This is a genomic window from Paraburkholderia lebeckiae (assembly GCF_014201005.1).
GTDB lineage: Bacteria > Pseudomonadota > Gammaproteobacteria > Burkholderiales > Burkholderiaceae > Paraburkholderia > Paraburkholderia tuberum.
On sequence record NZ_JACHDK010000013.1, the window covers coordinates 137107 to 157705 of the forward strand.

The window sequence follows — 20599 nt, forward strand, 5'->3', positions numbered from 1 at the left end:
GTTCAGCAGGGAGAGTCGATCAAGCCGCGTGCTGCGTCTTGCCCGCATTCGGCGAACGCCAACGCGCGAGCAGCTCGTTCCACTTGATGCGCACGCCTTTCAGGTTGTTTTCCTTCACATGCCCATAGCCGCGGATGCCGTCGGGCAGATCCGCTAGCTCGACCGCGAGATCGCGTTTCTGAGAAGTCAGCCCGCTGATCAGCTCACGCACCAATGCCTCGTATTCGCCGATCAGCGCGCGCTCGGTGCGACGCTCCTCGGTGTTGCCGAACACGTCGAACGCGGTGCCGCGCAGGAACTTGAGCTTCGCGAGCACGTGCATCGCGCGGAACATCCACGGGCCGTACTTCTTCTTCACCAGATGGCCGTGCGCGTCCTTCTTCGATAGCGTCGGCGGCGCGAGATGCAGGTGCAGCTTCCAGTCGCCTTCGAACGTCGCGTTCAGTTTTTCGATGAACGCCGGGTCGCTGTACAGACGCGCGACTTCGTATTCGTCCTTGTACGCCATCAGCTTGTGCAGGTTCTTCGCGACCGCCTCGGTCAGCGGCATTTGGCCGTCGGCGGAATCGAGCGCTTCTTCCGCGGCCCGCACCTGCGACACCAGCGCGCGATAGCGCTCCGAGTACGCACGGTTCTGCCAGGCCGTCAGATAGTCGGCGCGCTTGTCGATCAGCGTGTCGAGCGCCTTCGGCGTATGCAGCGCGATGATCTTGCCGCCCGCGCTGTCGGCCGGATCGCCGCGTCCCTGCGTTTGCGCGAGCTTGCGTACCGCAGCCAGATCGTGCGCGGCACGCCGGCCCCATTCGAACGCCGCGAGGTTCTTGTCCACCTGCACGTTGTTCAGCTCGATCGCGCGAATCAGCGACTCGTGCGTGAGCGGCACCCAGCCGCGCTGCCACGCATAGCCGAGCACGAACGGGTTCGTGTAGATCGCGTCGCCGAGCAGCGCGACGGCGAAGTGATTCGCGTCGACAGTCGAGACATTGTCATTGCCGGCCGCGGCGCGCACGTCGGCTTCGGTGCTGCTGCCGGGGAAGCGCCAGTTCGGGTTCTTGATCAGCTCGGCCGTCGGCGTGTGCGCGCTGTTCAGCACGACGCGCGTGCGATCCGCGTGCATCCGCGACACGCATTCGTCGCTGGCGGTGACGATCGCGTCGCAGCCGATCACGAGGCTCGCTTCGCCCATTGCGATGCGGGTCGCGTGGATGTCGGCGGGCTGCTTCGCGATCTGCACGTGGCTCATCACGGCGCCGCCTTTCTGCGCGAGGCCGGTGACGTCGAGCACCGTGACGCCCTTGTTCTCGAGATGCGCGGCCATGCCGAGCAGCGCGCCGATCGTGACGACGCCCGTGCCGCCGACGCCCGTCACCAGAACGCCGTACGGACGGTCGATGGACGGCAACTCGGGGTCCGGCACCGGCGGCATTTCGGCGCCGGCGCCCGACGCCGCCTTCGGCTTGCGCAACTGGCCGCCTTCAACGGAGACGAAGCTCGGGCAGAAGCCGTTCACGCACGAGAAGTCCTTGTTGCAGGTCGACTGGTTGATCTGGCGCTTCGTGCCGTACTCAGTGTCGAGCGGTTCGACCGACAGGCAGTTCGACTTCACCGAGCAGTCGCCGCAGCCTTCGCACACCGCTTCGTTGATCACGACGCGCCGTGCAGGATCGGGATACGCGCCGCGTTTCCTGCGACGGCGCTTTTCGGTCGCGCAGGTCTGGTCGTAGATCAGGATCGTGGTGCCCGCAACCTCGCGCAGCTGACGCTGCACGTCGTCGAGCTGGTCGCGGTGGTGAATGTCGACGCCGGGCGCGAGGCCGACGTTTGCCGCGTACTTCTCCGGCTCATCGGTGACGATGACGATCTTCGCCGCGCCTTCGGCGGCGAGCTGATGCGTGATCTGCGGCACGCTCAGCACGCCATCGACCGGCTGGCCGCCCGTCATCGCGACCGCGTCGTTGTACAGCAGCTTGTAGGTGATGTTCGCCTTCGACGCGATCGCCGCGCGAATTGCGAGCAGCCCCGAGTGGAAGTAGGTGCCGTCGCCGAGATTGGCGAACACGTGCTTGTCGTTCGTGAACGGCGCCTGGCCAATCCACGCGACGCCTTCGCCGCCCATCTGGCTGAACGTGCTGGTACTGCGATCCATCCAGACCGTCATGTAATGACAGCCGATGCCGGCCATCGCGCGCGAGCCTTCCGGCACGTTGGTCGACGTGTTGTGCGGGCAGCCCGAGCAGAACCACGGCTTGCGCTCGACTTCGACGCGCGGCCGCGCGAGCGCCTTTTCCTTGGCCTCGATCACCGCAATGCGCGAGGCGATGCGGGCGCGCACATCCGACGGCAGATCGAACTTGTCGAGTCGCGTGGCGATCGCCTTCGCGATGATCGCGGGCGACAGTTCGTAATGCGCCGGCAGCAGCCAGTTGCCCATCGGCACCGACCATTCGCCGCCCGCGCCGTCCTTTTCGTCGAACTTGCCGAATACGCGCGGGCGCTGCGCGTCGGGCCAGTTGTACAGCTCTTCCTTGATCGCGTATTCGAGGATCTGGCGCTTTTCCTCGACCACCAGAATTTCGTCGAGACCGCGCGCGAAGGACTGCGCGCCTTGCGCCTCGAGCGGCCACACGCAGCCGACCTTGTACAGCCGGATGCCGATGCGCGAGCAGGTTTCGTCGTCGAGACCGAGGTCGGTCAGCGCCTGACGCACGTCGAGATAGGCCTTGCCGCCGGTCATGATGCCGAAGCGCGCATGCGGCGAATCGATTTCGACGCGGTCGAGTTTGTTCGCTCGCACGTAGGCGAGGCCCGCGTACCACTTGTAGTCGAGCAGACGCGCTTCCTGCACGAGCGGCGGATCGGGCCAGCGGATGTTCAGCCCGCCGTCGGGCATCACGAAGTCTTCCGGCAAGATGATGTTGGTGCGGTGCGGATCGATATCGACCGATGCGGACGATTCGACCACGTCGGTCACGCACTTCATCGCGACCCAGAGGCCCGAGTAGCGGCTCATCGCCCAGCCGTGCAGGCCGAAGTCCAGATATTCCTGCACGTTCGACGGAAACAGCACCGGCAGCCCGCATGCCTTGAAGATGTGTTCGGACTGGTGCGCGAGTGTCGAGGATTTGGCCGCGTGATCGTCGCCGGCGAGCACAAGAACGCCGCCGTGCCGCGACGAGCCGGCCGAGTTGCCGTGCTTGAAGACGTCACCGGACCGGTCGACGCCGGGGCCCTTGCCGTACCACATCGAAAACACGCCGTCGTATTTGGCGCTCGGGTACAGATTGACTTGCTGCGAACCCCACACCGCGGTGGCCGCGAGGTCTTCGTTGACGCCGGGCTGGAACACGACCTGGTGCGCGGCCAGATGCTTTTTCGCTTTCCAGAGCGACTGGTCGAGCCCGCCGAGCGGCGATCCGCGGTAGCCGGAGATGAAGCCGGCCGTGTTGAGGCCGGCGGCGCGGTCACGTTCCTGCTGCAGCATCGGCAGACGCACCAGCGCCTGGATGCCGCTCATGTACGCGCGGCCGCGATCGAGGGTGTATTTGTCGTCGAGCGTGACGGAAGACAACGCGGCTTCGAGCGAGGCTCGCTGACCTGCGTCTAGCGGGGCATTCATTGTGTGTACTCCTCCACTTCAGCTTGGGATCACCAAAACTTTTCTGGCCCCGGCATCTCGTGAATGCTGGGGCCGGGGTCGTCATATTGACGGGTTTTAAGCGATGGTAGCACTGGTGGAAACCCGCCGCAGCGGATCAAAAATCGCCCGCGCACGATCTTATTTCGGCCGGTTTCGCGACGAGTTGCCTACGTGTTGTCAGCAGTTGTCGCGGATTTCCGCCGGAATGGAGTTGTATTGCGCCTGCGCGTGTAACAGGCTGTAAAACCTACAAATTTGCGGAACCGCAGTGAAAACCACTGTCTAACCCCCGACCTGCGAGCGATGCCGAACGCCGCGCATTCTGTGCAGCTTCTGGACAGCAGGTAGTTAGAAAAGGAGTACGCATGAACACAAGAAACATCCAGACCTTCCTGATGGTTTCCGCCGCTTTCTTCGCGATGAGCGCGCCGGTGCGCTCGAATCCGGGCAGCACGGGGGCACTGTCGAACGCGATTATCCGCACGGCGCAGGTGGCGCCGGCGCGTGTGGGAACGGCGCGGGTCGACGGTGCGATCGGCAGCGACCTGTACAGGCAGAATTCATGACGCACCGCATCGCGCGCGTCTAATGACGACCGGCCGCCGTTCCGAAGAGAGCGGCGGCGTTGCAACGCAAAAGGGCGAGGATTCCTGCGATCCTCGCCCTTTTTTCTGCTGCGCGCCGATCAGGCGCGAGTCTCCGTGGTCAGGTCTTGTCCTGAACGACGCCGCGGCGAATCTGATCGAGCTCGATCGATTCGAACAGCGCCTTGAAGTTGCCTTCGCCGAAGCCCTGGTTGCCCTTGCGCTGAATGATCTCGAAGAAGATCGGGCCGATCTGGTTTTCGGTGAAGATCTGCAGCAGCAGATCGTCCGGTGCGCCGTCGATCAGGATCTTGCGCTTGCGCAGTTCGTCGAGCGGCTCGCCATGATTTGGCACGCGTCGGTCGACGAGTTCGTAGTACGTGTCGATCGTGTCGAGCAGTGAAATGTCCGATGCGCGCAGGCCGTCGACCGTGCGGTAGATGTCGCTGGTGCCGAGCGCGATGTGCTGGATGCCTTCGCCGTGGTACGCGTCCAGATATTCCTGGATCTGACCGGCGGTGTCCGAGCCTTCCTCGTTGATCGGAATGCGAATCTTGCCGCACGGCGAGGTCATCGCCTTCGACTTGACGCCCGTCACCTTGCCCTCGATGTCGAAGTAGCGCACCTCGCGGAAGTTGAACAGGCGCTCGTAGAATTCCGCCCATTCCTGCATGCGGCCGCGATGCACGTTGTGCGTCAGGTGATCGATATAGGTCAGGCCGTGGCCGACCGGGTTCGGGTTCGCGCCCGGAATCGGCTCGAAGTCGACGTCGTAAATATCGATGTCACCGATGCTGTTCGGCGCCGCGCCGTTCTTGCCGCGCCAGCGGTCGACGAAATAGATCAGCGAATCGCCAATGCCCTTGATCGCCGGGATGTTCAGCTCCATCGGGCCGGTCTTGTTGTCGAAACCCCATGCGCCTTTTTCGAGCGCTTGGGCGTAGGCCTTCGCGGCGTCCTGTACGCGAAACGCAATCGCGCCGATCGACGGGCCATGCAAGCGCGCGAAGCGCTGTGCAAACGAATGCTTCTCCGCGTTGACGATGAAGTTGATGTCGCCCTGACGATACAGCGTCACGTCCTTATGACGATGCCGCGCGACGGCCGTGAAGCCCATCCGTTCGAACAGCTTGCCGAGCGCTATCGGGTCCGGCGCTGCGTATTCGATGAATTCGAAGCCGTCGGTGCCGACCGGGTTTTCCCAAGTAGAAACCTGCATTGTCTGTCTCCAATCCCGTGCAAGAGGGTTGCCGAGGCGCGCTGGTGGTGAGCGCGCGGGACGGTCGGCTGGGCGCGACCGGATAGGGCGAGTGTAGGACTGAGATGAAGGCAAATACTTGCGAACTTAATCGCGCGTCGCTACGCTTGAGGCAGTTTATGGCTTTATTCAACGAATGCGCGGCAGAACATGGCTAATAACGGGATAGACGCGATCGATCGACGCATTCTGACGATCCTTCAGGAGAATGGCCGGCTGTCGAATCAGGAGATAGCGGAACGGATCAATCTGTCGCCGAGTCCGTGCCTGCGGCGGATTCGCCGGCTCGAGGAAAGCGGCGTGATTCGCGGCTATGTCGCGCTGCTCGACGCGCAACGTCTTGGGCTTGACCTGCTCGCGTATGTCAGCGTGCGGCTGGAGAAGGGTGGCGGTCGCGCATTCAGTCCGCATGGCGAGGCCACGCACGCCGATCTGTTCGGCGCGGCCGTGCAGACGTGGCCCGAAGTTGTCGCATGTCACGCGATGACGGGTGAGATGGATTACCTGCTGCGCGTCCAGGTGGAGGACATGGCGCACTTTTCACGCTTCGTGCAGGATCAATTGCTGCGGCATCCATCGGTGATCGATGTGAAATCGAGCTTTTCGCTAGAAAGGATCAAGGAAACGACAGCGCTGCCCATTTTGTAGCTTCACGCGCACGGTCCTACGTGTGGCGTTGATTGGGTACAGATAGAAAAAAGGCGACCTTGCGGCCGCCCCATCTCATTTCCCCGTAGCGATTATTCAGGCAGCGACAGCCACCGGCATGAACGACTCGAACAGTCGCGATGCCTGGCGTGCGTGGCGCTTGAGCGCGTAATCGAACACGGCGGCCTGCTCCTGCAGCATTTCCGCGAGGATGCTCGACTGATCGGCCGGCGACAGCGTCAGATAGGCGTCGGCCTCGCCGTACGCGTACTCGATTTTCATGCCGGCCTTCCTGGCGATGTGCATCATGGTCGAATTGCGCGCCAGGCAGTGGATGTACAGCGTCGTCACATGCGTGTTGCGGCTGCGGATCGCGGCGCGCTCGAATAGCTTCGAGCCGATACCGATGCCGCGTGCGCTTTCGAGCACGGAGACGCCGAATTCGGCGGTGCGCTTGTTGCCTTCGGCCGGCAGGTAGGCCAGATGGCCGACGCCGCTCAGTTCCAGCTTGCTGTTGAACACACCGAACACGGTGTCGCGCGTGAAGTCGATCGCGCGCACGTAGTTTTCGATCACATGATTCGGCACGACCTGGCCGAAGCGCAGCAGACGGTCTTCTTCGTCGAGCGCGAGGAAGTGAGCAAGCAGGCGTTCGCGATCGGCGGCGGTGAGTTCACGGACCAGAACGTGCGCGCGTCCAGCAGGCAGCAACGCGCGATCGTTCGGCGCGATCGACTCGGTGTTGCGATGGGTCAGCATGTTCATGGTCGGGTTCTCCTTTTAATCAGGCGGCGTTGTGCACCGCAAAACCGATTTTAACGGAAACCTAAGCCATTCACTAGGGAAAACCCGTATTAAAATCGAGGTGAATACCTAGAATGCTGGAGCCATAAATCTAATTAGTTGATTATAAACGGAAATTAAAAGTGAGCGCACGTTCGTGACATGATGCCGGAGGGATTCCCTGTGCTGATTTATTTGGTCTGCATGTTGTTGCTTTGCAACATCAAGTGCGCGGGTTGCGATCTGTTCAGACCATCGTCTATCTGGCCGGCGCGCTGCCGAGACCATGCTCGACCATGCCGACCACCTGCTCGGCGAACTCGCGATAGCCCATCCGGCCGTCCGGCTTGAGCCACGTGAACGTCCAGTTGATCATGCCGAACACCATCATCGTCAGCGCGGTCTGGTTGTCGCGGGTCGCGCGTTCGGGATAGGCGCGCACGAGCTGCCGCGCGAAGGCGGCGACTACGTCGCGCTGACGGTTCAGGATTATCTCGCGCTGCGAATCGACCAGATACTTGACATCGTTCAGCAGCGCGACGTGCCGGCTGTGCGACGTCTCATACTCGGACAGGAACGCGCGGATCAGCTCCGCGAAGGTTTCTCGCTCGCTCAGTTCGCGCCGCTGGCTCGATCCTTCCACCTCGGCGATGATCAGCATCAGGCGCTTCGTGTAGCGATCGAGCAGATCGAAAAGGATTGCTTCCTTGCTCTCGTAATAGTGATAGAGGCGCGCTTTCGAGGTGCCGCTCGCCGCGGCAAGATCGGCCATCGACGTGCTTGGATAGCTGGTCTGCGCGAACTTCGCGGCGGCCAGTTCGAGAATCTGCTCGCGTTGGGTTTCGTGGTCGGGGGCTCGGGTGCGGGCCATGTTCGTCTGTTCTTATCTTATTGGGGTGAGCAGGGGACGGATGCCGCGCGCAGTTCGAGCGAGCGCCATTCGTTCGCGTCGCCGCGCAGGCGGATGCGCCGCAGCGCCGCGAGTTCGCGCATGCGCCACAGCACGATGCTGTCGCTGACGAGGAACCACAACCCGGCGGTCATCACGTAGGCGGCGACGCGCGCGGCGGGCTGCCAGTCGTCGGTTGCGAGTTCGAGGATCAGCGCGTCGATTTCGGCAACGCTGCCGCTCGTGAAGGTGTTGTCACGCCAGCGCCGCGTCTCGCCGTTCGCCTGTTTGACCTCCTGCCATTCGAGCGCGAGCCGGCTGATGCGCAACACGGAAATCGGCGCGGCGTCCGGCAGGTGTGTCTGCAATACGTCCGGCGCAAACATGCCGACCGATGTCGCGCGATCCGTGCGGGTATGCGCCCACGCTTGCGGATCGGTGAGGTTGGCGATCGACAGACGCACTTCGTTCAAACGTTGCGGGCTGTTGCGCACCAGGTAGCAGACGCGGCGCAGCATCAGTTGATCGGACGCGCTTTCGCCGTGCCACACCACGAGATTCGCGGTGCTGCTGGCGAGGCCGTCGAGCACTGCGGCCTGTTCGCGGAACTCGCGCACGAAGTCGCGTTGCGTGTCGGCGCTGACGCGTTCCCAGAAGTCGGCGCGCACGTGCGGAGCATCGTCGACGCCGCGTAACGGGCCGACCGCCAGATCGTCCCGCAGCGGCTGCACGCGATCGTCGCGGCCCGCCTGGTCCAGCGCGGTACGCAGCGACTCGGCGGCGACATCTCCGATGGTGAGGTGAATCGTGCTCATGGGCAAGGGCTTGCAGTGACGCCAGCAGCTGTAACAAAAAGAGGCCGCTCGCCGACTGGAACCCGATGTCCCGATCGATGAGCGGCCCCTAGTTTAAGCGGATCGCGAAACGGCCGAAAGCGGTGGCGGACGTCACAGGAGGGCAGTCCGTACCTAGCCACGAAAGCACTCGACTCAACGTTCGTCGTAACTGACGACGACCTTGTCGCTAACCGGATGACACTGACAGGTCAGCACGAACCCGTCGCGGACCTCGTGTTCTTCGAGCGTGTAGTTCTTTTCCATCTTCACTTCGCCCTCGAGCACCTTCGCGCGACAGGTGCAGCACACACCGCCCTTGCACGCATACGGCAGCGCGAGACCGGCGCGCAGCCCGACGTCGAGCACGCTCGCGCCCTGATACGGCAGGCGCAGCTTGCGCCGCTTGCCGTCGAGCACGATTTCCAGGTCGGCAGCGGGGGTGTCCGCAGTGATCTCGCCGGGCGGCACGCCCGCCTGCGGCAGCGGCGTGCCGAAGCGCTCGACGTGCACCTTCGCGGGCGGCACGCCGGCTGCCTTGAGCGCGGCCTCGGCCGCGTCCATCATCGGTGCGGGGCCGCAGATGAACGCTTCGTCGATCGCGTCCGCCGGCAGGAGCTGCTCGATGAACGCCGCGCATTTTTCCTGGTCGAGCACGCCGTTAAACAGCTCGACGTCCTGCAGGTCGTCCGACAGCACGTGATACAGCACGAAGCGGTTCATGAAGCGGTTCTTCAGATCCTCGAGCTCCTCGGCGAACATGATCTGGTCGACGCTGCGGTTGCCGTACACGAGCGTGAAGGTGCTGCGCGGCTCGACTTCGAGCGTCGTCTTGATGATCGCGAGCACCGGCGTGATGCCCGAGCCGCCCGAGAACGCGAGGTACTGCTGCCCCTGTTCCGCGTTCAGGTGCGTGAAGAAACGGCCGTCGGGCGTCATCACGTCGATCGTGTGGCCGGGCTGCAGCGTGTCGAACGCGAAGTTCGAGAAACGCCCGCCGCGCACGCGCTTGATGCCGATGCGCAACTCGCCGTCGCGATCGTAGTCGGTGACGCCCACGCAGATCGAATACGAACGGCGCGTTTCCTCACCTTCGATATGCGTCTTCAGCGTGACGAACTGGCCCTGCGTGAAGCGATAGTGGTCGCGCAGTTCGGGCGGGACTTCGAAGGCGACCGAGACCGCATCGGCGGTTTCGGGGCGCACTTCGCGGATACGCAGCGCGTGGAATTCCGGGGTGGCCATATCAGTACGGTTTGAAGTAGTCGAAGGGTTCGCGGCAGTCGAGGCAGCGATACAGGGCCTTGCAGGCGGTCGAGCCGAATTGCGCGAGCCGCTCGGTGTGCGCCGAGCCGCAACGCGGGCAGCCTGGGGCCGGCAGCGCGCGCGGCACGAAGCGCAGGACTTTCTCCTGCGGCGCGGACGTCGCGGCTGAAACGCAGTTGCCCGTCGGCGGCGCGATGCCGTAGACGCGCAATTTTTCGCGGGCTTCGGCCGTGATCCAGTCGGTGGTCCACGCCGGCGCGAGCACGGTGGCGACGCGGTATGGCGTGAGCTGCGCGGCCTCGAGCGCACGGCCGATGTCTTCGGCAATCTGCGACATCGCCGGGCAGCCCGAGTAGGTCGGCGTGATCACGACTTCGAGCGCGCCGTCGGCGGCGCGTCGCACGTCGCGCAGGATGCCGAGCTCGCGGATCGACACTACCGGGATCTCCGGGTCGGGTACCGCTTCGAGCACGGTCCATGCGCGGATGAACGCGGCGTCGGTCGTGGCAGCGGCGGCGTTCGCGGGCTGCGGGGCGGTCGAGGTCGTCATCGCGTACTCACCAGCTGGCGCCCGGATGCTGGCGCGCGAGGCTCTGCATTTGCGCGAGCACGAAACCCATGTGCTCCGAATGCTCGCCGTGCTTGCCCGTGCTCACGTGCCGCAGCGCCGCGGGCAGCGTCAGCGTGGCCTGGTCGAGCGTGGCGCGCACGTCGTCGAGCCACGCGGCTTCCAGCGCCGAGGTGCGCGGGCCGATGCCGGCCGCGGCGACCGCGTCTTCCACTGCGTCCGCGCTGAAGAACTCGTACGTGTACGGCATCAGATAGTCGAGCGCGGCCTGCGCGCGACGGTGCGATTCGTCGGTGCCGTCGCCGAAACGGATCAGCCACTCGCTCGCGTGATGCGCGTGGTACTGCGTTTCCTTGATCGACTTCGCGGCGATCGCGGCGAGCTGCCCGTCGCTGGAGCCCGTCAGCGCACCCCACAGATGCATCATCAGCGTCGCGTACAGGAAGTTGCGCACGATCGTCACCGCGTAATCCTTTTCGGCCTGCGCGGTGCCGGCGAGCGGCCCGTAATGCGGCAGCTCGGCGAGCGTGTAGTTCGCGAATTCGCGCTCGGCGCGGAAGTACGCGTAGTCGTCTTCGGTGCGCTGACGGCCGGTGAGCTGCGCTTCGAGCGCGGCCGCGTGCGTGTACAGCAGGCGCGCCTGGCCGATCAGGTCGAGGCTCATGTTCGACAGCGCGATGTCCTCTTCGAGGATCGGGCCGTGGCCGCACCACTCGGTGTTGCGCTGACCAAGGATCAGCGCGGTATCCGCGAGGCGCAGCACGTACTGGAGATGTTCGGGCGTAGTGGATGTAATGGACGTAGTGGTCATGGCCGCGCTTACATGTGGTTGACTTCGTCGGGGAGCGTGTAGAACGTCGGGTGGCGATAGATCTTGTCGCCCGCCGGTTCGAATAGCTCGGCCTTCTCGTGCGGCGCCGAGGCCGTGATCGCCGAGGACGGCACCACCCAGATGCTCACACCTTCCTGGCGGCGCGTGTAGACGTCGCGCGCCATGCGCAGCGCCATCGGCGCGTCGGCGGCATGCAGACTGCCGCAGTGTTTATGGTCGAGCCCCTGCTTGCTGCGCACGAACACTTCCCAAATCGGCCATTCCTTGTTCATTGCTGATCTCCTGATTCCTTTGATGTGCGGTGCCACTCAGGCGGCGTGCTGTTGCGCGCGCTGGCGCTGCTTTTCCGCGTGGGCGAGCGCGGCTTCGCGTACCCAGGCGCCGTCTTCATGGGCCTTCACGCGGGTCGCGAGGCGCTCGCGGTTGCACGGGCCGTCGCCATTGACGACGCGCCAGAACTCTTCCCAGTCGATGTCGCCGTAGTCGTAGTGGCCGCGCGCCTCGTTCCATTTGAGGTCCGCGTCGGGCAGCGTGACGCCGAGCACCTTCGCCTGCTCGACGGTCGCGTCGACGAATTTCTGGCGTAGGTCGTCGTTGGTGATGCGCTTGATGCCCCATCTGGCCGACTGGTTGCTGTGGACCGAGTCCTTGTCGCTCGGGCCGAACATCATCAGCACCGGCCACCACCAGCGATTCACCGCCTGCTGGACCAGCTCGCGCTGCGCCTCGGTGCCGGCCATCATCGCGAGCAGCGCGTCGAAGCCCTGGCGCTGATGGAACGACTCCTCCTTGCAGATGCGGATCATCGCGCGGGCGTACGGGCCGTACGTGCAGCGGCACAGCGGGATCTGGTTCATGATCGCCGCGCCGTCGACGAGCCAGCCGATCACGCCGACGTCGGCCCAGGTGGGCGTCGGGTAGTTGAAGATGCTCGAATACTTGGCCTTGCCCGCGTGCAGCGCGTCGATCAGCTGCTCGCGCGACACGCCGAGCGTTTCTGCGGCGCTATACAGATAGAGGCCGTGGCCGGCTTCGTCCTGCACCTTGGCGATCAGGATCGCCTTGCGCTTGAGGCTCGGCGCGCGCGTGATCCAGTTGCCCTCGGGCAGCATGCCGACGATCTCCGAGTGCGCATGCTGCGAGATCTGCCGCACCAGCGTTTTGCGGTACGCGTCGGGCATCCAGTCCTGCGGCTCAATCTTGCCGTCGGCGGTCATGACCGCGTCGAAGCGAGCCTGTTCGGGCGAATCCGCGTCCGCGTCCAGCGGGGCGACGTTGCCGGGGATATCGAGGGATTGGGTGTACATGAGGGACGCTCTCTCTGGAGGAGTGGTCTGTGTCGACCTAGTATAAACCAACCGACCGGTCGGTTAATAAATTTTTTTGTGAAGAGGCGTTGGGGCTTTGTCGGTTGCCGTGTATGTCAAATTCAAGCGAGTGCTCGCGGGATCGACGCTTGCACATGCGGGGGCCAACGGGAATGCGGACGTCTCGGCTGTCCGCCAGGCGTGCGAGCGAATCGCCGTCAACAACCGGCAGCGGGCGGCAGCCGCAGTCGAGTCGGTTCGCTATACCCGGCTGGTTCTCCAACTCGCGCCCTGGTTAAACCGGAAGGGCCGGCAAGACGGGATGTCCGACAAGCAGCGCTAGGGGATTGGCAGGCGCGCCGGGCAGTTCACCGCGCAAGTCGTGCGCCGCCGGCACAGGAAACTGATCAAACGTGGCAAGCGGCTCGCCGATCTCGGCGATCACTGTCGCCACCGCGCCCGCATTGCTGCGAGACAGTGCGATACGCGACCGAGTTTTTCGCGTCGCTGTGCGCGAGGCGCGCCGTCCGGCATTATGTCGACGCGTTGATCGAGCTCCAGGATGATCTGGGCTGGCGCAACGATGCCGTTGTCGCCGACCAGCTCCTGAAGCCGTTGCCACGAGCATCGCCCGAAGCGGCCTTGGGCGCAGCCTTCGCGCGAGGTTATCTCGCTTCACGCGTCGCTGCCGATGATCAGACATTGAAGAAGCGGTGGAATCGCTTCAGGCGCCTCCCGCCACCGCACCAGGCGCGCCTGTGGCTCAAGGGGGAAGAGTCCGCTTCGCAGCTTGTGGACGTTGGACGCTTTTGACAGGCAGTGGCTCGCTCAACCCTCCGTTGGTCGTTGCTGTGGCTTCTTACTACGGGTCGTGTTGTCCGTCTCGCGCAGCGCCGCGTTTGCCCTGACTAACAATGCTGCATCGTGGTCACGCAGCACTGCGTCGACTGCGTCGAAGGCCTTCTTTAGCTCCTTTTTTCCAGGCTTCGTTGAATTGTCGCCTTCCGATATGGCATCAGCTTCCTTCTGCAACCGCTTGACGAGTTTCGCAGCAAACCGGCTATCGAGCGATCTGTTCTGGACGAACTCCTTGATCTGTATGGTCAACGCCACCAACGCCTGTTCAGTTGTTTCATTTGAGGTTTCATTTGAGTCGCTGGCATTGTCAGAAAACGATTTCTTCCCCATCAGAATTCTCCAAAGTGTATTTACTCTTAGCGAGCAGCGGCGAAGAGAGAGCGTAAAGTTGCGAATCGGAATGCCTGAGAGTATCACTTCGTGAATCTGCGCGATCACTGCCTCGGCTTGTGTCTGTCTCGTCCCTCGGCAAATCCATAGAAAGTGAAGATCATCAATCACGCGCGCCTACGCATTTACCCAGCAGGTAGGTGGGGGCTTTTGCCAAGGGCGATAACGGCTTGACTTCGGTCGTTCGGTCTTGAGTAGGCCGAAAGTCGGTTCTGGTCGGCTGATGCCAAATGCACGCCGCAAGCGCTCGAGAAGAGGGTCGCGCCTGCCCCTAGGACCCGATCTGGCCACGAACGGCCGATCAGCCTTGGCCTCCGATCGGTCGCTCCTGACGACGGATGGGACGTTCCATGTCAGCTTACGACCTTGTTGATCGGAAGTCGGACGATTGAGTGCGTCGACTCGCTCAAGACGCTGCTCGCCGTTCTGGCCGGCTATGTGTTCTACCTGAAATCCGCGACCGGATGGTGGGCATTCTGCTGGGCGTCGGCGTGGCGACCTTCGTGCAGACGTCGTTCTGGCGCGAGGGCGAAGGTGACGTGCTGCGGCAGAAGCTGGCAACCATGTTGCGCGCGATTGCCGCACATCTGAGCGCATCGCATGCAGACGCCGACAGGCGCGATGAATTGCCCTACGCTCAGCGCCAGTTGCAGGCGTGGGCTGTGCTGGCCAATTGCGAGGCGACGCTCTCGCGCGTCGCGCTCGAGCCGGGCTGGCAGGAGACGGAACAGACGCAACTGACGCAACTGACGCTGCGCGCACAAACGGTTCTCGCGCAGGGGCGCGAGATCATGCTGGCGGGCGATGCGTTGCGCAACACGCTGGTTGCGCAAGCGGGATCGTGGAGCCCACCAACGATCGATGCAGTGCGCTCGACCTGGGAACAGGCGTTCGCCGAACTCAACCGATACGCGGATGAACTCGCGGCCAGCCCGCCCGACGCCCGCGCGCCGCGCCGCATGGAAATCGCCGCGCGAGCCACCGAACCGGCCCAACTGCTCGACATGCCACTCATCGCTGCAGCGGAACATCTGGCACGGCAGGTCGCCGGGTTGTCGGACTGGCGCGTCGTGGCACCCGTTAAGGCGCCTGCTTCTCGGGCCGCACGAACATGAAAGCGCAATCAGTGTCTCGCGTGTCGGCGGCAGCCTGGTGGGGTGTGCGCTGATCCATCACAACGGCACGCCCTATCCTGCGATCTCGCCGGAATAGATCAATCTCGCCGACGACATCCATCTCGCGCGCGATGGATGACCGGCCGCGCGCTGGTGGACGCGCTATCACGATGCGCAACTCAGTGCGCTGATCGATCAGGCGCTAAGCGATGCGCCGACGATGGTGATCGCGCGCACGCGCGTGGCCCAGGCGAGGTCGGATGTCGAGCTTGTCAGAACGGGGTCGAGTCTTCAGGTCGTGGCGCTTGCGCTGCTGAATTGCGAGCATGTTTCCGCGAACGGCTTCATCGGCCCGTTTGCGATGAACGAACCGGCGTTGGGGCTGACGGGCCCGTGGTACACCGAGGGCGTCGTCGGACTTGGCGCAGGTCTCACCGTCGACATCTGGGGCAAGCAGCGCGCGCAGGTCGCGGCGTCGCTCGGCGTGAGCAATGCGCGGCTCGCCGAGACGTCCGCCGTCGAACTCGAAATCTCGACGGATGTCGCGCAGCTTTACTACGGCATTCAGACGACTTACCAGCTTCTCGATCTGCTGGACGAATCGCATGAAGTGGCGGAATTCTCGGTGGAGGCACACGAAGCTCGTGTGGCGCGGGGCCTCGAAGCCCGCACGCTACTGGAAGAAGCAAGAACTGAGCAACTGGCCATCGAACAGCAGACTGTGGCGGCGCAAGGACAGGTCAGGCAGTTTCGCGAATCGATGCGAGCGCTGGCGGGCGCGGGACCCAACGGCTTGCCAGCGATCGAGCCCGTGGCGCTGCCGCGCTCGAAGGCGGCTTTACCGACGACGCTTTCATACGAACTCCTTGCCCGGCGGCCCGACCTGCAGGCGATGCGATGGTGTGTAGAGTCATCGTTCGACCGGATCGACGCAGCTAAAGCGGCGTTCTACCCGAGCTTCGACATCAAGGCGTTCTTCGGCTTCAACGCATTGCATCTCGCCGACCTCTTCACGCATGCAAGCCAGCAGATCAACCTGATCCCGGGCCTGTATCTGCCGATCTTCGACAGCGGCCGGCTCAACGCCAACCTGAGCGGCGCGCGCGAGGGCAGCAATCTGTTGATCGAGCAGTACAACCAGGCGGTTCTCAACGCGGTACGCGATGTTGCGCAGACGGCGCTCGAAGCGCGCCAGCCGGTGATCGCCGAGCAGGTTGCACTGCTCACGCTCCGAGTGCAGATGCTCAGTCAGGAAATTGCGTTGACCAAGGCGCTCGGCGGCGGGTATCGAGCCGAAGCACCCGTCGAACTCATGCCGCGCTGAACGGTGCGAGCGGGCATCAATCCAGTTGCGCGCGAAGCGATGCAAACTCCGCGCGGCATGCGTCGCTGAAGTTGTTGAGGATATCGACCGAGCCGTCCGCAAGCATCTCGCGAATCTCGAGGAACGACTTGTCCGGCGCGAGGTAGGTGTCGACGATCTTGCGTCCGATCACGTCGGCTTCGTCTGCGACTTCGCGTGAAGACTGGATCCGCATCCGGCCGATTTTAGCGTAGAGGCTGCCAACCGAGTTCAGATCCGGCTCGTTGTGTTGCAGTGCGTCAACGTAGCACCTGGTCGCCTCCTCGATGAACTCCTTGTAGAGTTCCTGACGCCGGACGCGGTCATGTGCCCGCCACTCCGCGCGAACCTGGGTGCGTTGGGTCAGCCATGAAGCCAGAACCGAAGTGAGGCCGCCGATTGCAGCGCCCACGAGTGCAGCCAGTGCGGAAATGATCGATGCATTCATGGAGCTGCCGCTCATTGCTGTTTGCGATCGTCCATATTAGCGCCCGCGCGCGCAGTTCCTGGGAGTAGTGCCAAGACTGTGAGCCAACAGGGTGAAGTAGACCGGTCCCGCGGTACCTGCCAGCAGGTGCGACCGGCAGGCTGACCTGGCTTGGGATCGCAGCCGCCGAAGGGCTAGTCCGGTCCGAAAGCTGGCGTTGGGTCTTGTGAGGCCGGACGGGTGGTCAGGGTCGAACTGAGACGATCGCGTGATCTGGTTCTGCGCGGCCGCAAGCTGATACCGGCGTAACGCGGTCTAATGGCTGTCGGCGGAACAAACCAACGGAGCACGGCTTCCGGTCTGGAAGATTTACGAACCTCCAGCAACGGCGGTCCCGATTGATGCGCGTCCGCAAATGCTCAAGTTTGTTGTCAAGTAGCCCGGAATTGCTCAAGTTAGCTGACAAGCTCGCGTCGAGCGCTCATGGCAATGTGAGCGCTAAATTATCGATTTTATAGCGCCCAGCGCTCAACTTAGATAACAACCGATAGGGCTGATAGCTCATTGAGGGCGTCGAAGCATGCATGCTGGTTTGCCCAGTTTCGATGGGCCGGCGGTTCAAGACCGGCCGCCACCCCGCGCCGACACTTACCGGTAAAATTGCGCATTGGCCGCGATTTGCGGCCCACTTGCATCTCCGGTACTCATGTTACGTCTAAGCGAAATCAAACTCCCGCTCGATCATCCCGAAAGCGCCCTTGAAGCCGCCATCCGTGCGCGCCTCACGGAACTCGGCGTGGCGCGGGACGGGCTCATCCGGTACACCGTGTTTCGCCGCGCGCACGACGCGCGCAAGCGCGCCGACATCAAGCTCACCTATATCGTCGATGTCGAGGTAAAGGATGAAGGGGCCGCGCTGAAACGGCTCGCCGACGTGCCGCATTGCGGCGTGACGCCCGACATGAGCTACAAGTTCGTCGCCGAAGCGCCCGCCCAACTGAGCACGCCGCGTCCGGTCGTCATCGGCATGGGGCCGTGCGGACTGTTCGCGGGCCTGATCCTCGCGCAGATGGGCTTCCGGCCGATCATCCTCGAGCGCGGCAAGGCCGTACGTGAGCGCACCAAGGACACGTTTGGCCTGTGGCGCAAATCGGTGCTGAATCCCGAGTCGAACGTGCAGTTCGGCGAAGGTGGCGCGGGCACCTTTTCGGACGGCAAGCTCTACAGCCAGATCAAGGACCCGAAACACTACGGCCGCAAGGTGCTCGACGAATTCGTGCGGGCTGGTGCGCCGGAGGACATCCTGTACCTGAGCCGGCCGCATATCGGCACGTTTCGTCTCGTCAGCATGGTCGAGAAGATGCGCGCGAGCATCCACGAACTGGGCGGCGAAGTGCGCTTCGAAGCGCGTGTCGAGGACATCGACATCGACAACGGCCAGGTGCGCGGGCTGACGCTGTCGACCGGCGAGACGCTGCGCTGCGAACACGTTGTACTGTCGGTCGGACATAGCGCACGCGATACCTTCCAGATGCTGTACGACCGCGGCGTTCACGTCGAGGCGAAGCCGTTTTCGCTCGGTTTCCGGATCGAGCATCCGCAAGGGGTGATCGATCGGAGCCGTTTTGGGAAATTTGCCGGTCACAAACAGCTCGGCGCAGCCGACTACAAGGTGGTGCACCACTGCAGCAACGGGCGAGCGGTCTATAGCTTCTGCATGTGTCCCGGCGGCACCGTGGTGGCGGCCACGTCGGAGCCGGGGCGCGTCGTCACAAACGGCATGAGCCAGTACTCGCGCGCGGAGCGCAACGCGAACGCGGGCATCGTGGTCGGCATTACTCCAGACGACTATCCGGGCGGGCCGCTCGCCGGCATCGCGTTCCAGCGCAAGTGGGAGGAGCGGGCGTTCGAGCTCGGTGGCGGTAACTATATGGCTCCAGGGCAGTTGGTCGGCGACTTCATCGCGGGGCGGCCGTCCACTTCACTCGGCTCGGTCGTTCCGTCGTACAAGCCGGGCGTGCGGCCAACCGATCTCAGCACCGCGCTGCCCGACTACGCGATCGAAGCGATTCGCGAAGCGCTGCCACAGATGGAGAAGAAAATCGCCGGTTTCGCGATGCATGATGCGGTGCTGACCGGCGTTGAAACGCGAACTTCGTCGCCGGTACGCGTGCGTCGCGGCGACGACTACCAGAGTGTCAACGTCAACGGGCTGTTTCCGGCGGGCGAGGGTGCGGGGTATGCGGGCGGGATCTACTCGGCGGCAATCGACGGAATCGAGGTCGCCGAAGCGGTCGCGCTGAAGATCATGAGTCAGCAAACGGCGTGAGTCCGAGCCGGCACAGCCGCCGGGCGCCGGGGTAGGCGCACCTGCCGGCGATTGCCGCGTCGTTCGGGCAAAATGCGCGTTTCGCCTCGAACCGATCCTCCGAATGACCAATCGCACCCTGGCTGCCGCATGCGGCGCGGCGCTGCTTGCCCAATTTGCCCCGTTTGTCGTTTCATCGAGTGCGTTCGCTGCCGAAGCGCCCGAGCATTGGGTCGCCGTTTGGGCGACCGCGCTGCAACCGATTCCACAGCGGGCCGAGTTGCCACCGCTGTATCGCGCGCCGGAAGTCGCCGGGCGCACCGTTCGGCAAATCGTGTATCCGACGTTGTCGGGGAGGGTGGCGCGAATTCATCTGAGCAATGCGTACGGCAAGACGCCTCTCGTCATCGACGAACTGCGCATCGCGCGCTCGGCCGATGGCACGGCAGCGGTCGAGGGCGCCGGCAGTCGGGTGACGTTTGGCGGTAAGGGCGCGGTCAGCGTTCCGCCTGGCGGCGAGGTGGACAGCGATCCGGTCGCGATCGATGTCGTCGAGGGCGCGCCATATGCGATCAGTGCGTTCGTGGGACCGGAGCAGCGGATCGTCGCATGGCACCGAGTGTCGAATCAGGTGAATTATGTGTCGGGGCCCGGCAATCACACCGCCGACGCGTCCGCCACGGCGTTTCGCGGCCGCTTCACGCAATATGTGTGGGTCACGGGCTTGTCGGTGGAGGCGGCGGCACCGTCGCTTGCCGTGGCCGCCATCGGCGACTCGATCACCGACGGCATGCGCTCTACCCTCAACCAGAACCGTCGCTGGCCGGATGCGCTGGCTCGGCGGCTGGCGGTGAGCGGCGCGCAGTCGACCGCGATCGTGAATCTCGGCATCAGCGGCAACCGGCTCCTGAGCGACTCGCCTTGCTATGGCGACGCGCTTGCGAGCCGCTTCGAGCGCGACGTTTTGCGACGTCCAGGCGTCAAAGCGGCGATCCTACTGATTGGCATCAACGACATCAACTTTGCGGCAATGCCACCTCATGGCGGGCTCGACTGCGATTTTCCTCATACGTCGGTCACGGCTGCCGATCTGATCGCCGGCTACCAGCGAGTGATCGCGGCCGCGCGGCGCAACGGTGTCAAGATGTTCGGCGCGACGCTGACGCCGGCGTCGCTGCCACACGAGCGGGAAAACATCCGACTCGCGGTTAATCAGTGGATCCGGACTAGTCGTGCTTTCGATGGCGTCGTCGACTTCGACGCGGCGTTGCGCGATCGGGCGCAGCCGGAGCGTCTGCAGCGCGCTTTCGATAGCGGCGATCACATCCATCCAAGCGACGCGGGCTATGCGGCTATGGCCGCTGCAGTTCCTGTCGAGGCCGTGGTGGATGCGACCCGGAAGTGAGCGGCAACTTTTTTAAGCGAAAGCAAAAACGGGTATTGACGACACGCGAAAGAGTCTCCATAATCCCGTTTCTCTGCTGCAGACGCAGCGACGCAAACGAAGCAGTGCCGGGTAGGAGTGGTTCAGGCGCGGCGGGTTTGGCGGACCGA

General features: G+C 63.7%; 19 protein-coding genes. 7 read left to right on the forward strand and 12 right to left on the reverse strand.

Features of this window, described 5'->3' with window-relative positions:
- Positions 1–19: 19 nt before the first annotated feature.
- Positions 20–3616, reverse strand: a complete 3597-nt coding sequence (locus HDG39_RS23470; protein WP_184009055.1) for an indolepyruvate ferredoxin oxidoreductase family protein — start codon at positions 3614–3616, stop codon at positions 20–22.
- Between the two features lie 386 nt (positions 3617–4002).
- Here HDG39_RS23470 and HDG39_RS23475 point away from each other — a divergent pair, with 386 nt between their 5' ends.
- Complete coding sequence (locus HDG39_RS23475) at positions 4003–4203, forward strand: hypothetical protein (RefSeq protein WP_184009057.1); 201 nt, start codon at positions 4003–4005, stop codon at positions 4201–4203.
- 139 nt (positions 4204–4342) lie between these two features.
- Here the strand turns inward: HDG39_RS23475 and hppD are convergent, their stop codons facing one another.
- Positions 4343–5440 (reverse strand): 4-hydroxyphenylpyruvate dioxygenase, encoded by a 1098-nt coding sequence (hppD, locus tag HDG39_RS23480; RefSeq protein WP_184009058.1) that lies wholly within the window; start codon positions 5438–5440, stop codon positions 4343–4345.
- A gap of 189 nt (positions 5441–5629) precedes the next feature.
- Here hppD and HDG39_RS23485 point away from each other — a divergent pair, with 189 nt between their 5' ends.
- Entirely contained in the window at positions 5630–6127 is a 498-nt protein-coding gene (locus tag HDG39_RS23485; RefSeq protein ID WP_018418679.1) for an Lrp/AsnC family transcriptional regulator, read from the forward strand.
- A 96-nt stretch (positions 6128–6223) separates the two neighbouring features.
- Here the strand turns inward: HDG39_RS23485 and HDG39_RS23490 are convergent, their stop codons facing one another.
- The 8 genes from HDG39_RS23490 to paaA form a co-directional block, all read right to left on the reverse strand.
- Positions 6224–6892 carry a GNAT family N-acetyltransferase gene (locus HDG39_RS23490; protein WP_184009060.1) on the reverse strand — a complete coding sequence of 223 codons (669 nt, stop codon included), beginning with the start codon at positions 6890–6892 and terminating at the stop codon, positions 6224–6226.
- A 277-nt stretch (positions 6893–7169) separates the two neighbouring features.
- The gene (locus HDG39_RS23495) at positions 7170–7781 is read right to left on the reverse strand and encodes a TetR/AcrR family transcriptional regulator (protein WP_018418677.1); all 612 of its coding nucleotides are present in this window, start codon (positions 7779–7781) and stop codon (positions 7170–7172) included.
- A gap of 17 nt (positions 7782–7798) precedes the next feature.
- Positions 7799–8614, reverse strand: coding sequence for a DUF1835 domain-containing protein (locus HDG39_RS23500; protein WP_184009062.1), 816 nt, complete (start codon positions 8612–8614; stop codon positions 7799–7801).
- 174 nt (positions 8615–8788) lie between these two features.
- Positions 8789–9877, reverse strand: a complete 1089-nt coding sequence (paaE, locus tag HDG39_RS23505) for a 1,2-phenylacetyl-CoA epoxidase subunit PaaE (protein ID WP_184009064.1) — start codon at positions 9875–9877, stop codon at positions 8789–8791.
- Between the two features lies 1 nt (position 9878).
- Positions 9879–10448 (reverse strand): 1,2-phenylacetyl-CoA epoxidase subunit PaaD, encoded by a 570-nt coding sequence (paaD, locus tag HDG39_RS23510; protein WP_184009066.1) that lies wholly within the window; start codon positions 10446–10448, stop codon positions 9879–9881.
- A gap of 7 nt (positions 10449–10455) precedes the next feature.
- Positions 10456–11277 carry a 1,2-phenylacetyl-CoA epoxidase subunit PaaC gene (gene paaC, locus HDG39_RS23515; protein ID WP_184009069.1) on the reverse strand — a complete coding sequence of 274 codons (822 nt, stop codon included), beginning with the start codon at positions 11275–11277 and terminating at the stop codon, positions 10456–10458.
- 8 nt (positions 11278–11285) lie between these two features.
- A complete protein-coding gene (gene paaB, locus HDG39_RS23520) occupies positions 11286–11570 on the reverse strand; it encodes a 1,2-phenylacetyl-CoA epoxidase subunit PaaB (protein WP_018418671.1) in 285 nt (94 codons plus the stop codon).
- Positions 11571–11606: 36 nt separating this feature from the next.
- A complete protein-coding gene (gene paaA, locus HDG39_RS23525; protein ID WP_184009071.1) occupies positions 11607–12605 on the reverse strand; it encodes a 1,2-phenylacetyl-CoA epoxidase subunit PaaA in 999 nt (332 codons plus the stop codon).
- A gap of 477 nt (positions 12606–13082) precedes the next feature.
- On the opposite strand from paaA, the gene HDG39_RS35215 reads away from it, so the two are divergent.
- Positions 13083–13418: a CHAD domain-containing protein gene (locus tag HDG39_RS35215; protein ID WP_260328205.1), complete on the forward strand. Its 336-nt coding sequence runs from the start codon at positions 13083–13085 to the stop codon at positions 13416–13418.
- A gap of 15 nt (positions 13419–13433) precedes the next feature.
- On the opposite strand, the gene HDG39_RS23535 is transcribed toward HDG39_RS35215, so the two are convergent.
- Positions 13434–13793, reverse strand: a complete 360-nt coding sequence (locus HDG39_RS23535) for a hypothetical protein (RefSeq protein WP_184009074.1) — start codon at positions 13791–13793, stop codon at positions 13434–13436.
- Between the two features lie 524 nt (positions 13794–14317).
- Here HDG39_RS23535 and HDG39_RS23540 point away from each other — a divergent pair.
- Both HDG39_RS23540 and HDG39_RS23545 read left to right on the forward strand, forming a co-directional pair.
- Positions 14318–14968 (forward strand): hypothetical protein, encoded by a 651-nt coding sequence (locus tag HDG39_RS23540; protein WP_221305831.1) that lies wholly within the window; start codon positions 14318–14320, stop codon positions 14966–14968.
- A gap of 190 nt (positions 14969–15158) precedes the next feature.
- Positions 15159–16292 carry a TolC family protein gene (locus HDG39_RS23545; protein WP_409339022.1) on the forward strand — a complete coding sequence of 378 codons (1134 nt, stop codon included), beginning with the start codon at positions 15159–15161 and terminating at the stop codon, positions 16290–16292.
- A 16-nt stretch (positions 16293–16308) separates the two neighbouring features.
- Here the strand turns inward: HDG39_RS23545 and HDG39_RS23550 are convergent, their stop codons facing one another.
- Entirely contained in the window at positions 16309–16758 is a 450-nt protein-coding gene (locus HDG39_RS23550; protein WP_035470484.1) for a hypothetical protein, read from the reverse strand.
- Between the two features lie 685 nt (positions 16759–17443).
- On the opposite strand from HDG39_RS23550, the gene HDG39_RS23555 reads away from it, so the two are divergent.
- Together HDG39_RS23555 and HDG39_RS23560 are read left to right on the forward strand one after the other, a co-directional pair.
- The gene (locus HDG39_RS23555; RefSeq protein ID WP_184009076.1) at positions 17444–19066 is read left to right on the forward strand and encodes an NAD(P)/FAD-dependent oxidoreductase; all 1623 of its coding nucleotides are present in this window, start codon (positions 17444–17446) and stop codon (positions 19064–19066) included.
- Between the two features lie 103 nt (positions 19067–19169).
- Positions 19170–20450 carry an SGNH/GDSL hydrolase family protein gene (locus tag HDG39_RS23560; RefSeq protein ID WP_184009078.1) on the forward strand — a complete coding sequence of 427 codons (1281 nt, stop codon included), beginning with the start codon at positions 19170–19172 and terminating at the stop codon, positions 20448–20450.
- Positions 20451–20599 lie beyond the last annotated feature (149 nt).

Excerpts from the sequence above, each read along its gene's own strand:
- HDG39_RS23560 (WP_184009078.1), top strand. The coding sequence starts at position 19,170 with ATGACCAATCGCACCCTGGCTGCCGCATGCGGCGCGGCGCTGCTTGCC.
- HDG39_RS23550 (WP_035470484.1), bottom strand. The coding sequence starts at position 16,758 with ATGAATGCATCGATCATTTCCGCACTGGCTGCACTCGTGGGCGCTGCA.
- HDG39_RS23555 (WP_184009076.1), top strand. The coding sequence starts at position 17,444 with ATGTTACGTCTAAGCGAAATCAAACTCCCGCTCGATCATCCCGAAAGC.
- HDG39_RS23485 (WP_018418679.1), top strand. The coding sequence starts at position 5,630 with ATGGCTAATAACGGGATAGACGCGATCGATCGACGCATTCTGACGATC.
- paaB (WP_018418671.1), bottom strand. The coding sequence starts at position 11,570 with ATGAACAAGGAATGGCCGATTTGGGAAGTGTTCGTGCGCAGCAAGCAG.
- paaE (WP_184009064.1), bottom strand. The coding sequence starts at position 9,877 with ATGGCCACCCCGGAATTCCACGCGCTGCGTATCCGCGAAGTGCGCCCC.
- HDG39_RS23500 (WP_184009062.1), bottom strand. The coding sequence starts at position 8,614 with ATGAGCACGATTCACCTCACCATCGGAGATGTCGCCGCCGAGTCGCTG.
- HDG39_RS23490 (WP_184009060.1), bottom strand. The coding sequence starts at position 6,892 with ATGAACATGCTGACCCATCGCAACACCGAGTCGATCGCGCCGAACGAT.
- hppD (WP_184009058.1), bottom strand. The coding sequence starts at position 5,440 with ATGCAGGTTTCTACTTGGGAAAACCCGGTCGGCACCGACGGCTTCGAA.
- HDG39_RS23540 (WP_221305831.1), top strand. The coding sequence starts at position 14,318 with ATGGTGGGCATTCTGCTGGGCGTCGGCGTGGCGACCTTCGTGCAGACG.
- HDG39_RS23470 (WP_184009055.1), bottom strand. The coding sequence starts at position 3,616 with ATGAATGCCCCGCTAGACGCAGGTCAGCGAGCCTCGCTCGAAGCCGCG.
- paaA (WP_184009071.1), bottom strand. The coding sequence starts at position 12,605 with ATGTACACCCAATCCCTCGATATCCCCGGCAACGTCGCCCCGCTGGAC.
- paaC (WP_184009069.1), bottom strand. The coding sequence starts at position 11,277 with ATGACCACTACGTCCATTACATCCACTACGCCCGAACATCTCCAGTAC.
- HDG39_RS23475 (WP_184009057.1), top strand. The coding sequence starts at position 4,003 with ATGAACACAAGAAACATCCAGACCTTCCTGATGGTTTCCGCCGCTTTC.
- HDG39_RS23495 (WP_018418677.1), bottom strand. The coding sequence starts at position 7,781 with ATGGCCCGCACCCGAGCCCCCGACCACGAAACCCAACGCGAGCAGATT.
- HDG39_RS23535 (WP_184009074.1), bottom strand. The coding sequence starts at position 13,793 with ATGGGGAAGAAATCGTTTTCTGACAATGCCAGCGACTCAAATGAAACC.
- paaD (WP_184009066.1), bottom strand. The coding sequence starts at position 10,448 with ATGACGACCTCGACCGCCCCGCAGCCCGCGAACGCCGCCGCTGCCACG.